Genomic DNA, 12,893 nt, shown 5'->3' with positions numbered 1-12,893 from the left:
TGTTCGTTTTGACTTTTTTAATCTGTCGTTTTCCTCATGGATCTCATGATGAAACTCACGACAAAGGCAAGTACAATCGCACCAATGATTGCTGGAATTATGGCAAAATCTGCGATTACTGGTCCCCAATCCCCTAAAATAAGAGACCCTAACCAAGCTCCGATAAAGCCAGCAATAATATTTCCTATAACTCCTCCTGGAATATCTCTGCCTGCGATTAAACTCGCAACCCAGCCGATAAGACCACCAATAATTAAAGACCATAAAAAGCTAAACAATGCTCTTCACTCCTTCATTACATCTATTCCATCTTCATTAGATGTACACTTAGGTTGTGATAGCATTCAAGAAATCATTCATTCACTTTTTTCCTAATATGGAAATGCCACTTACAAATCGTCAGGATTTTTACCCATTCGTTTATTTTTATTATATTTGTCAATCATGCTCATATCCTCTTCAGACAGAGCAAAATCAAATATAGCTTGATTTTCCTCTAGCCTTTCTAATTTCGTTGTTTTAGGTATAACGACCACTTGATGTTGTATATGCCAACGTAAGATAATTTGCGAGACTGATTTATTATATTTTTCACTTAGAGTAACGAAAAGTGGCTCCTCAGAAAGTTTACCTCTTGCAATAGGCGCCCACGCCTCCACTTGAATATCGTTACTCTTACAATACTCACGAAGTGGTTGTTGGGATAATTGCGGGTGCAATTCAACCTGGTTTACCATTGGCATTATTTTGGCGTCTTTTTTTATTTCTGCTAAGTGATGTTCGTGAAAATTACTAACGCCTATTGCCTTTACTAAGCCTTCTTCATACAAATATTCCAGTGCTCGCCACGTATCTTTATACTTAGTTGGCATGGGCCAATGTATTAAATATAGATCAATATAAGATAAATGTAATTTATTCAAACTTTTCTTAAAGGCTGCAATGGTCTCCTCATATCCATGATCATCATTCCAAACTTTTGTCGTAATAAACAGCTCTTCTCTAGGTATGCCACTTTGTTCTATCGCTTTACCTACGCCTTCTTCATTATCATAGAAGCTTGCGGTATCGATTAAGCGATAACCTAGTTGAATCGCATTCCATACGACATTTTCCACTTCCTTCCCTTCTTCTACTTTATATACACCTAACCCAAATTGGGGCATCAAGATTCCATTCGCTAATTTTACATTAGGTATTTTTATCATCCTTCATCCTCCTCAAGTAAAAAATCTGTTTTTTTATTCCCATAAAAATATAAACGATGAAGCGGTCTAGTCATTGCCACATATAGCAACTGTATTTCCAAGGGAGTTTTTGCGGTAAACACCTCATCAACTGAAAAGATAAATACTACGTCAAACTCTAAACCTTTTGCTAAATAAGCCGGAACAATGACGACTGATTCTTTAGGAATTTGTCCATGTTCACCTAGTAAATAAACCGACATATTACCATGTTTTTCAAATTGTTGATAAAGCTTCATACAATCGTTCATCGTTTTCCCAATTAATGCAAAAGTTTTATATCCTTCTCCTTTTACTTTAAGTAATTTAGCCTCTAGGATATTTATATAGTGCTTGCCTTCATTTGATTGAATAAACTGCGGATGCTCTCCATGTCTAACAACAGGCTCCACTTTAGGAAAAGTATACGGCAGTTTTCTTAATAAATGATTAGCTGCTTCCATAATTTCAACAGTAGTTCGGTAACTTTTCTGTAATTCGGTATAAGTAGCTCGAGGGAAAATTTCAGCCTTGACGTCTTCCCAAGATGTAAGCCCTCTATAAGAGTGAATACCTTGAGCTAAGTCTCCAACTAATGTAAACATATCGGTATCAGCTGCTTTCTTAAGAGAAAGAAGTTCCATGAACGTATAATCTTGCGCCTCATCGATGACTATGTTTTTTACTTTCCATTCTTTTTCAATCCCAAATAAATGAACCTGCAAATACAATAATAAAGCTAAATCTTCTCTTTCATACGTTCGCCTCTTAAACAAGTCTTGTTGATAGCGAATTATATAATCTGCTTCTGCTTGTGTTAACTGATTATGCGAGCGTTTGACTAATTGCTGTGAGTTTTGAAATAGATCTTTATAATAGGTCCAAATATTCTTCTTTGGAAATTGCTTCATATATGTAGCAACCGATGTCTTTATTGCCGCTTTCATTTCTTGTAATCTCGCTTCTTTTTTATCAAGGGCCTGTGATACATACCTTTTCCTCTTGATAGGATCTTTCGCTTGATATAATGCTCGTTCAATTTTGTCATCATAAAACGTTTCAATTTTCTCAAGCATCCGCTTCTTTTTATGTTTTATTTCATTTTGTAATATCGATCGTAACTTATTTAGTCTCTTATACAGAGGTAAATAATAAAAATCTTCTTCTAATAATTTGACAAATCGCTCACTTTTATATAATCGATACTTATCAACATAAAAATCAGTAGACGGATGAAAAGTTAGAAAGATTTCTTTCATATATTCATTTAGGATTGTTTGGAATATTTTAGATCCCTTCCATTTTGATATTTGAAGCGCATGAACGGTTTCCTTATGATGATTATTCTCTAACAATTGAATTAACTTATCATCTTTTTTCAATTTTATATTTTCCTTTTGTAACGCTCCCAGCACATAATCCTCATACGTTTTTTGTTTAATATTTTCTACGCCAAGCTCTGGCAGCGCTTCGGAAATGTAATCAAGGAATAAATTACTTGGGGCAATAATCATCAATTGCTCAGGTTCAAAGTTTTCTTTGTATTGGAAGATAAAATAACTAATTCTGTGTAGAGCAATCGTCGTTTTACCACTTCCAGCCCCGCCTTGAACGATGATTGGTTTATTCAAATCTGCTCTAATCACTTTATTTTGTTCTTCTTGTATAGTAGATACAATTTCTGTGAGGCGATTACTTGAACTTCCAGCTAGCGTTTCTTGCAGCAATTGATCATTTGTTGTCAAATCAATATCCCGAATCTCAGTCAGGTAACCTCGCTCCATCATAAATTGTCTTTTTAATAAAAGCTCACCGTTGAAGTTTTCTCCATTCGAGGCATACGAAACATCCCCTAGCCTGCCTTCATAATAAAGATTTGCTATTGGTGATCGCCAATCGACAATTAATTGATCCTGATTTTCTCTTGAATATAAAGATGTTTTCCCAATATAGATGACTTCTTCCATCGGTTGATCATTTCTGGAAAAATCAATTCTTGCAAAATAAGGTTTGAGACGGGATTTTTTTAAACTTGATAGTTCTTCTTTTGACATATCAAAAAAGCGAGCATTCGTTAATAAGGATGAATAACCTAAGCTGGAATCGACGTCTTGAAAGGCTGCTTTCATATTGTCTTGAAAGTTATCCTTCGATGTTTCTGCCGTTTTAATAACTGCTTCCATATATCTCTTTGTATATTCTAGGCGCTGGCTTTCTTCATTGTAATCGGGGTGTTGATGTACCGTTGTCATAATCATTTACCTCCATTTTAATAATTAGCCGCTGATGGAGAGTAATCTGACGTTGTGTAAGTGAGAAGAAATATATATTATCAGAAAAATGCATAACAATCAAATAAATGTACATTTCTTTTAAGGTATTCCAATATGATAATTTAGTTTGGGAATAATGTAAAAGTAATGATAAATATTATTAATTTTTTGTAAAGGTGAAATCACCAAATTCATAAGAAAAAGCATGTTTTCCCCCATTTATACTCTAATAAAGTTAATAATAACAAGGGGTAAAGGTCATTTAATCAAATAATAAGAAATATTACATTTTGGTTACAAGTATACATAATTCGACACTTTTCTTCTAGACCCGAAAATTTCGCTTTATACAATAAAAATTTTCGTTTAAAATAGTAACGTTTGAAGGATTTATTTTCCGAAAATTACTGGAGGTATTTATGATGGTTTTTAAAAAACAAGATAAATTCAATAAATTATTAAGTGATATTGCAATCAACTTGAAAGAAGGAGCAATGTACTTCGCCGAATATAAGCTAAATAACATTAGTGACTTAAAAATCTTCTCAGAAAAAATGAAAGAATACGAAACAAAAGGTGATACGCTGGTTCATGAAACAATTAAAGAATTAAACAACGCCTTCATTACACCAATAGAAAGAGAAGATATTCTTCATCTTGCTATGGCTATGGATGACGTATTAGATGGTTTTGAACAAACAGCAGATTTATTTGAAATGTACTCCATCACGAACGCTGATGAGTATATGTTGAAGTTTGTAGAAGCTATTCAACAAAGCGCAGTAGAAATTGAAAAATCAGTTGAGCTATTATCCTCTAAAAAGTTGCTAAAAATACGAGATCATGCGATTAAAATCAAAGATCTCGAATCAAAATGCGATGGCGTATTACGCCAATCAATTAAGCATCTTTTTTCCGTTGAAAAAGATCCAATTCGTATCATTCAGATAAAAGAAATTTACGAAAACCTAGAGGAAATTGCTGACAGCTGCCAAACAGTTGCCAACGCATTCGAAACAATTATAATGAAAAACGCGTGAGGAGCAATAACTAATGGATGCAATTTTAATTATTACAGTATTAATCGTCATTTTTGCTTTAGTCTTTGACTTTATTAACGGGTTTCACGATACAGCAAATGCTATTGCAACTTCAGTGTCAACGAAAGCTTTAAAACCTAGACATGCCATTATACTAGCTGCAACAATGAACTTTGTAGGTGCAATGACTTTTACAGGTGTAGCAAAAACGATAACGAAGGATATTGTCGATCCTTTCACATTGCAAAACGGCTCAATTGTCATACTATCTGCCCTTATAGCAGCGATTTTTTGGAACCTTTTGACTTGGTATTTCGGCATACCAAGCTCATCTTCTCATGCTTTAATCGGCTCAATCGCAGGGGCTGCCATTGCATCAGCTGGGTTTTCTTCATTAAACTATAGCGGATTTATCGGGATCATACAGGCACTCATTTTTTCACCACTGATTGCTTTTGCAGCAGGATTTATCATTTATAGCATTTTTAAAATTGTTTTTAGAAATAATAATTTAACAAAGACAAATAGAAATTTTAGAACAATACAGATTTTCACCGCTGCATTGCAATCATATACTCATGGTACAAATGATGCTCAAAAAGCAATGGGGATCATCACATTAGCGTTAATTGCCAACAACTATGTAACCTCAACGGACATTCCTTTTTGGGTTCAACTTTCTTGTGCGATCGCGATGGGACTTGGTACATCTGTTGGTGGTTGGAAAATAATTAAAACAGTTGGTGGCAAAATCATGAAGATTCGCCCTGTTAATGGAGTAGCAGCAGATATTACAGGAGCAATGGTTATCTTTGGTGCAACCGCACTACATATGCCAGTTAGTACAACACACGTTATTTCTTCATCTATCCTCGGGGTAGGTTCTGCTCATCGAGTAAAAGGAGTTAAATGGGGAACAGCACAACGTATGATAATTACTTGGGTTATTACTTTGCCGATTTCAGCAACGATAGCTGGTTTAACCTATTTAATTTTAAGTTCTTTCCTATAACGCATACAAATCCTTAAAGGTATGAATCCTTTAAGGATTTTTTTCTTTTCTCATAAGAATACATCTATAACAAATACTATAAATAACTTGAAAATCTTCATAAAAACGAATACTATAGTCCATGTGACCTTTTTTCGTTCGTATTATACACACGACCATGTATTTAAAACTTGGAGGATTCTAATGTTTAAGTTAAAAGAAAACAATTCTACAGCAAAAACAGAAATACTCGCCGGTTTTACCACCTTTTTAACAATGGCCTATATCGTTGTTGTTAACCCCGTCATTCTTTCTGACGCTGGTGTCCCATTTGATCAAGTCTTTACTGCAACGATTATTGCCGCAGTTATTGGTACACTTTGGATGGCCTTTTTTGCTAACTATCCAATTGCTATCGCTCCCGGTATGGGATTAAATGCTTATTTCGCCTATTCTGTCGTTGGCGGTGGCTTAGATTATGCAACTGCTTTCGCTGCCGTATTCGTAGCCGGTCTAATCTTTGTCATTTTATCGTTAACTGCTTTTCGCGAAAAATTAATCGAGGCCATTCCAGAAAACCTAAAAGCTGGAATTTCTGCTGGTATTGGCTTATTTATTGCTTTTGTTGGACTGAGAATGTCAGGTATTATTACTAGTGATCCTAGTAATCTTGTCGCATTAGGAGATTTAACAGCAACTTCGACAATATTAACGTTAGTTGGTTTAGTCATCACACTTATTTTAATTGCACTAAATGTATCTGGAGCACTGTTTTTCGGTATGATTATAACAGGCTTAATCGCTTTCTTTACTGGACAACTACAGTTTAGTGACGGGCTTACATCTTTACCTTCGCTTCCAGAAGGCATTTTAGTATTCAATCCGATATCAGCTATTGGAGACGTTATCACTCATGGTCTTTATGCCGTTGTTTTCTCGTTTCTATTAGTAACAATCTTTGATACAACTGGAACGATGATTGGTGTTGCACAACAAGCTGGTTTAATGAAAGGGAATAAATTGCCTCGTGCAAGGCAGGCTTTATTATCCGATTCATTAGCCACAACAGTCGGTTCTATGTTCGGAACAAGCCCTACAACTGCGTTCATTGAATCTTCAAGTGGGGTTGCCGCCGGTGGTCGAACAGGACTAACTTCTTTGACAGTAGGTATCCTTTTTATCGTAGCTGCCTTTTTTAGCCCTCTTGTCAGTGCGGTTTCCGGTATTGCAGCCATTACTTCGCCTGCACTTATTATTGTTGGTAGCTTAATGATGGGTAGCTTAGTTAAAGTTAAATGGAGCGAGTTTGACGAAGCTTTCCCAGCCTTTTTAATTATTTTGACGATGCCGCTCACCTCTAGTATCGCAACAGGTATTGCACTCGGGTTCATTACCTACCCAATCTTAAAAATATTTAAAGGCAAATATAAACAAGTTCATCCGCTTGTCTATATTTTCGCTGTATTATTTCTCATTCAATTGCTCTTTTTACCACATTAAAGTCAATTGATTGGAAAGATAAAAAAATCCGAACATCTCTTCAAATGCTAAAGCAAAGTAGCATCTGATGATGAATGTTCGGATTTTCTTACTTTTTCCTTAGTAATTGCTTTTCATATTGAAACAGTTAAATGTCAACTTCTTCAATTTTATTATTTGGGTTATTATAAACTTCTTGGTCGAGATCTTTCGTAATCTTACTTGTTAATATACCCGAAGTCATTGAACCACTTACATTTACCGCTGTTCTTCCCATATCAATTAACGGTTCAATCGAAATCAATAAACCCGCAAGAGCAATAGGTAGATCTAAGGCTGAAAGGACGAGAATGGCCGCAAATGTTGCCCCCCCACCTACTCCTGCAACACCAAATGAGCTGATAACAACAATAAGGATAATAGAAAACAGAAAACTTGGCTGTAATGGATCAATCCCGACTGTAGGTGCAATCATAACCGCTAACATAGCCGGATAAATACCCGCACAACCATTTTGCCCAATTGAGAGACCAAACGAGCCAGCAAAATTGGCTATCCCATCTGATACCCCTAAGGATTTTTGCGTCTTAATATTTAAAGGTAATGCCCCAGCACTTGTTCTAGACGTAAAGGCAAACGCAAGCACCGGAAAGGCTTTTCTTAAGTACTGTAGTGGACTTAATCCGACAAATAGTAATAATAACAAATGGATTAACATCATAACCGCTAATGCTACATACGAAGCAATAACAAACTTCCCTAAATTATAGATTGCAGAAAAATCACTTAACGCAACTGTCTTAGTCATAATAGCTAGCACGCCATAAGGAGTTAATCTGAGGATTAATGTGACTACTCGCATAATAATGCTATAGAAGGCATCGACGATTTTTGCAAATACCTCTGCTTGCTCAGGGGTTTTTCTTCGTACACCCAAGTAAGCAATACCTAAGATGGCTGCAAATATAACGACCGAAATCGTTGAAGTCGCCCTCGCTCCCGTTAAATCAAGAAAAGGATTGGCAGGAAGTAACTCTAGAATTTGTTGTGGCAATGTTTGAGCTTCAAGTGATTGAGAGGTTTCTTCCATTTGTGTCCCTCTACTGATCTCTGCATCGCCCTCTTCAATTTGGATTGCTTCTAAATTAAAGACGTTTGCCGAACCAATACCAACAATTGCAGCCAAAGCTGTAGTCCCAAGTAGTATGCCAATAATTAACACACTTATTTTACCAATATTACTTGAGAGGCTTAATCTTGTAAACGCGCCTAAAATGGAAATAAACACGAGTGGCATAACAATCATTTGCAAGAATTTAACATAACCCCCACCAACTAATTGAAACCAATCCGTTGATCTTTCAAGTACTTCTGAAGTTGGTCCATAAATTAGTTGCAATGCTAAACCAAATAATATCCCTATTCCCAATGCCGTAAAGACTCTTTTAGAAAATGAAATATGTTTACGTTGCATAATAAATAATAAACTAATAAAACCAATCATTAATGCTAAGTTAATAATAAACCATACATTATCCATCATTACTCCTCCTAATATCTTACTTTTGCACAATTTCATATATTAATACGATTATTCCTATAAGTCAAGTATGAATTACTTTTTAATTATCCTTTATGGTATATGCTTTTTTTATGAATATATACCATCACTTGATATGCTTACACAAATTAAAAAACTGCGATATCACTTTGAAAATTCAAGTGATGGCCGCAGCTTAAATAAAAATCATCTTATAAACTTTTTACCTTCTCACTGCATGCTTTCATAGCAGTGAGTACAGAGGAACGAAATCCTGTTTCTTCTAACTTGCTGACCGCATCAATAGTCGCGCCTCCAGGGGTACAAACCTCATCTTTTAACATACCAGGGTGTTTACCAGATTCAAGCACCATCTTTGCTGCACCTAATACTGCCTGGGCACCTAGTTTATAAGCAGTCTCTCTTGGTATACCGTCCTTTACCGCTCCATCGGCTAATGCTTCTATAAATAAAAACACATAGGCAGGAGAAGAGCCGCTAATTGCTGGAATTCCATCCATTAATGATTCATCAACTACTTCTACTTGCCCGATAGCAGAAAAGATGCGTATGACTTTCCTTAATTTCTCTTCATTAATATACTGGTTTCTACTTAACACACTCATTCCTTCACCAACAAGTGAAGGTGTATTTGGCATTGTACGTACAGCCATTACGTTCCGCCCAAAGTACTTTTCGATATCATCTAAAGTAATGCCCGCAGCAATTGTTACGATAATGCTTTGTTCATTTACTTCTCCTTTTATTTCCTCAATCACTTCTTTATGGTCACTTGGAGGGATCGCTAAAAATATCACTTCAGCGTTTCTTGCCACTTCTTTATTTGATTGTGTTGTATGAATCGCATACTTTTCTTCTACCTTATGTAGTGTTTCTTTCGTTTTTGCGCTAGAAATAATTTCATGATGACTTACTAACCCGTTTTTTAATATGCCTCCAATAATCGCTTGTGCCATTTTTCCACAACCGATAAACCCTATCTTTTTTTCCATAGTTATCACTCACCTTTTCCATGCTCTGGTTCATTTTAACATTATCACAACAGTATTCAAAAAGTTTAAAATAACGTCTCTAAAGTGATCGTATACCTAAAATCAGCCCAATTAATTCATTAGATCAACTTTATTTAAAAAAATAACCCAAAGCATCAACGCTTTGGGTTACTTATCAATTAATTATCTTGAACATCTTTCCGATTCTTTTTAAACATTTTTGATAATACTTCATACACAATTGGAACAACGACTAGAGTTAATAAGGTCGAACTTGCAAGACCACCGATAACTGTGATACCTAATCCTTTAGAGATTAAGCCTCCACCGCCTGAACCAAATAATAATGGAACTAGCGCACCCATTGTAGCAATAGCTGTCATTAGTATTGGACGAAGACGAGTGGCACCCGCTTCTAGAATAGCGTCTCTCATCGTCATACCGTCTCTTTCCATATGAATGATCCGGTCAACCAATACGATCGCATTTGTAACAACGATACCGATTAACATGAGTAGACCCATCATTACAGTAACAGAGATTGTTTCCCCTGCAATGTATAATCCGACAAATGAGCCAATTACAGCAAACGGTAGTGAGAATAGAATGGCAAACGGTGCAACACCTTCACCAAATGTAACAACTAAGATGAAATATACAATCGCAATGGCGGCAAGCATCGCTAAACCTAATTGCGTAAACGTTTCATTCATATCTGCAGTTACACCAGCAACATCAAGCGTTACGCCTTGTGGCAATTCTAAATCATCGATACCTTTATCCAGCTCATTTGTAACTTTAGATAAATCATCTGAAGTTACTGTGGCAGAGACAGTTGCATAGTACTCACCTTTACTACGAGACAGCGTATTTAATGTTGTCCCTTCTTCGACATTCACAAGCTCAGATAATGGCATTTCTTGGCCTGTTGCAGTCGGAACATTTGTATCTAATAATTCATCAATTGATTTCGCAGGCTCAGCAGCTTCAGTTTGAATAATGACATCTATTTCATTACCATCACTTTGAACAGTTGTCAGCACTTCACTATTATCTGTATTGTTTAACGCCATAACAATTTGACCTGTCGTTAAGCCATACTGCATGACATCTGCCTGCTCAACTTTTAAGATATGTTCCACATACGCATCTTCTGCTGTAGATGAAATATCTTCTAAATTATCAGTATCATGCATGACATCTTCCACTTGTGTCACTGCATCATTTAGCTTATCTAAATCTTCACCATACAATGTATAGCTTACTTCACTAGTATTCGCACCCATTGAAGAAAAGTCTTGAGATTTCCATTCACCTGATTGTTCAAGATTAAATACGTATTCTTCAATTTCTTCTCTTACCTCTGGGAAGTCCTTCATGTCTGGATCAAAGATTAGATACATGAGAGCTCCACCAGCTCCACCGCCCATCATCATTGCAGCAGGATCTACATTGTCTGGGTCATTAATGGACACTTGTAATATATCAATTTCATCGCGTTTTAATAACTCTTCTTCTACTTCAGTTATATTTTCTTCTGTTTTATCCATTTTTTCGCCGGTTTCAGGTGTATATGTTAAATACATCACCTTCTCTTCTTCACTTCCGAGGAAGCTAAAACCGATTAATGGGGTTAGTGCTAATGATCCAGCTAATAAAAGGATAGCAATAGCTGATGTAATAATTTTGTGATTTAATGCTTTGTTTAAAATACCCTTATACCATAAAGCAAGTTTACCTACTTCTTTATGATTGCTCTCCTCTTTCTTACCGTAAAGCTTCTTCTTAAATAAGAAATGAGATAGGGCTGGAACAATTGTAATGGCAACTATTAATGAAGCGCCTAATGCAAATGTCATTGTTAAAGCAAATGGGACAAATAACTCTCCAACCATCCCACCTACGAAAATTAACGGAGCGAAAACGGCCACTGTTACTAATGTAGATGAAAGAATTGGCTTATACATTTCAATAGTCGCTTCTCTTACTAAAGCACGACCACTTAATTTTTCCTCTTTCAAATGTAAGCGACGGTAAATATTTTCAACAACAACGATCGAGTCATCGATTACACGACCAATTGCTACTGTAACCGCTCCAAGGGTCATAATATTAAGTGTAATATCCAACCAATTGAGAACTAAAAATGCCATAAAGATTGACACTGGAATAGAAACAATGGATATAATCGTTGACTTAAAGTCTCTTAAGAATAGCAGAATAATTAAAACAGCAATTAATCCACCAAAAAGAGCTTTTTCAACCATTGTGCTAACAGACTTTTCAATTGGTTCCCCTTGGTCTAAAGAAATATCAATAGCAAGTCCATCATACTTATCCGTTTCTTCTGCAACGTAGTCTTTCACACGATTAACAACATCTACTGTGTTATCCTGTTGTCCTTTTACAACTTGGATGGCAATCGCATTTTCTCCATTTGTACGAGAAACAGACTCTACTTTACCTACCTGTTCAATCTGAGCAAGTTCACTTAACTCAACAAACGGTTGTGGGTGATCGGCAGTTGGCGTTACTGGGATCATCATTTCTTTCAACTCATCAACAGTTGTTACTTTACCATCTACCGAAACCGCTTCTTCAGCTTCTTCAAAATCAAATAAACCTAAAGATAATGCCATATCACTTGCTTTAATCAGTTCTTTTACATCATCTTGATTCAATTCAAACTTGGCTAGCTGGTCTTCATCCCAAGTAAATTCCACTTGTTCAATATGTTGACCGGTCATTGTTGCAGATGCTACACCTTCAATCTTCTCAATATCAGGTAAAATAACATCTTCCACTAATTCAGTCAGTCCAACAATATCTTCTTCTGTACTACTAATTGAAAGTGCAACTACTGGCATCATATTCATACTGATAGATGTTACAGTCGGCTCTTCCACGTCTTCAGGAAGATCTAGATTAGCAACCGCTCTTTCTAGTTCAACCTTCTTATCATCCATATCGACGCCATATTTATATTCTACTTGAATACTTCCTACATTCGCACTTGAATTAGAATAAACAGCATTGACATCTTCAAGCCCTTCGATTGCCTGTTCAATAGGCACTGAAACCTCTTCCATCACTTGTTCAGGGGTGGCACCAGGATAAACGCCATTCACCATTAAGAATGGAATAGAGATATCCGGGATTGTTTCAGTTTTCATCTGTGTAGTGGAGTAAACCCCTGAAACTGTAATAATAATGGTTAATAACCACACAGCGAGCTTATTCTTTAAAACGAAATTGACTATGCCCTTCACATTGACACCTCTTTTTTTAAAAGATTCGATTTTCCTTTACCTGATAACCATTATGTATATAG

At 36.0% G+C, this 12,893-nt stretch carries 9 protein-coding genes; 3 read left to right on the top strand and 6 right to left on the bottom strand.

Annotation, left to right across the window (positions count from 1 at the left end):
• Positions 1-17: 17 nt before the first annotated feature.
• The 3 genes from H9655_RS12890 to H9655_RS12880 form a co-directional block, all read right to left on the bottom strand.
• The gene (locus H9655_RS12890; RefSeq protein ID WP_191814622.1) at positions 18-278 is read right to left on the bottom strand and encodes a GlsB/YeaQ/YmgE family stress response membrane protein; all 261 of its coding nucleotides are present in this window, start codon (positions 276-278) and stop codon (positions 18-20) included.
• A gap of 111 nt (positions 279-389) precedes the next feature.
• On the bottom strand, positions 390-1,208 hold the full coding sequence (locus H9655_RS12885) for an aldo/keto reductase (protein ID WP_191814620.1): 819 nt from the start codon (positions 1,206-1,208) through the stop codon (positions 390-392).
• Positions 1,205-3,478: a HelD family protein gene (locus H9655_RS12880; RefSeq protein WP_191814618.1), complete on the bottom strand. Its 2,274-nt coding sequence runs from the start codon at positions 3,476-3,478 to the stop codon at positions 1,205-1,207. The genes H9655_RS12885 and H9655_RS12880 overlap by 4 nt, the downstream gene beginning before the upstream one ends.
• Positions 3,479-3,921: 443 nt before the next feature.
• On the opposite strand from H9655_RS12880, the gene H9655_RS12875 reads away from it, so the two are divergent.
• The 3 genes from H9655_RS12875 (at position 3,922) to H9655_RS12865 (ending at position 7,030) form a co-directional block, all read left to right on the top strand.
• The gene (locus tag H9655_RS12875; protein ID WP_191814616.1) at positions 3,922-4,539 is read left to right on the top strand and encodes a DUF47 domain-containing protein; all 618 of its coding nucleotides are present in this window, start codon (positions 3,922-3,924) and stop codon (positions 4,537-4,539) included.
• A gap of 13 nt (positions 4,540-4,552) precedes the next feature.
• Entirely contained in the window at positions 4,553-5,551 is a 999-nt protein-coding gene (locus tag H9655_RS12870; protein ID WP_191814613.1) for an inorganic phosphate transporter, read from the top strand.
• Between the two features lie 183 nt (positions 5,552-5,734).
• Positions 5,735-7,030 carry an NCS2 family permease gene (locus tag H9655_RS12865; RefSeq protein WP_191814611.1) on the top strand — a complete coding sequence of 432 codons (1,296 nt, stop codon included), beginning with the start codon at positions 5,735-5,737 and terminating at the stop codon, positions 7,028-7,030.
• Between the two features lie 127 nt (positions 7,031-7,157).
• On the opposite strand, the gene H9655_RS12860 is transcribed toward H9655_RS12865, so the two are convergent.
• The 3 genes from H9655_RS12860 to H9655_RS12850 all read right to left on the bottom strand — a co-directional run bounded on the left by H9655_RS12860 (position 7,158) and on the right by H9655_RS12850 (position 12,831).
• Complete coding sequence (locus tag H9655_RS12860) at positions 7,158-8,549, bottom strand: L-cystine transporter (protein ID WP_191814609.1); 1,392 nt, start codon at positions 8,547-8,549, stop codon at positions 7,158-7,160.
• A gap of 212 nt (positions 8,550-8,761) precedes the next feature.
• On the bottom strand, positions 8,762-9,562 hold the full coding sequence (gene proC / locus H9655_RS12855; RefSeq protein WP_191814607.1) for a pyrroline-5-carboxylate reductase: 801 nt from the start codon (positions 9,560-9,562) through the stop codon (positions 8,762-8,764).
• Between the two features lie 179 nt (positions 9,563-9,741).
• Complete coding sequence (locus tag H9655_RS12850; protein WP_191814605.1) at positions 9,742-12,831, bottom strand: efflux RND transporter permease subunit; 3,090 nt, start codon at positions 12,829-12,831, stop codon at positions 9,742-9,744.
• Positions 12,832-12,893: the final 62 nt, after the last annotated feature.

The organism is Cytobacillus stercorigallinarum (genome assembly GCF_014836495.1).
Taxonomy (GTDB): Bacteria; Bacillota; Bacilli; order Bacillales; family Cytobacillaceae; genus Cytobacillus; species Cytobacillus stercorigallinarum.
Note: the sequence above shows the minus strand (reverse complement) of the source record. Positions and strands in the feature narration are given on the sequence as shown.

Bases quoted from the DNA above. Each gene is read 5' to 3' on its own strand.
- H9655_RS12885 (WP_191814620.1), bottom strand. From the start codon at position 1,208: ATGATAAAAATACCTAATGTAAAATTAGCGAATGGAATCTTGATGCCC.
- H9655_RS12875 (WP_191814616.1), top strand. From the start codon at position 3,922: ATGGTTTTTAAAAAACAAGATAAATTCAATAAATTATTAAGTGATATT.
- H9655_RS12880 (WP_191814618.1), bottom strand. From the start codon at position 3,478: ATGACAACGGTACATCAACACCCCGATTACAATGAAGAAAGCCAGCGC.
- H9655_RS12860 (WP_191814609.1), bottom strand. From the start codon at position 8,549: ATGGATAATGTATGGTTTATTATTAACTTAGCATTAATGATTGGTTTT.
- H9655_RS12870 (WP_191814613.1), top strand. From the start codon at position 4,553: ATGGATGCAATTTTAATTATTACAGTATTAATCGTCATTTTTGCTTTA.
- H9655_RS12865 (WP_191814611.1), top strand. From the start codon at position 5,735: ATGTTTAAGTTAAAAGAAAACAATTCTACAGCAAAAACAGAAATACTC.
- proC (WP_191814607.1), bottom strand. From the start codon at position 9,562: ATGGAAAAAAAGATAGGGTTTATCGGTTGTGGAAAAATGGCACAAGCG.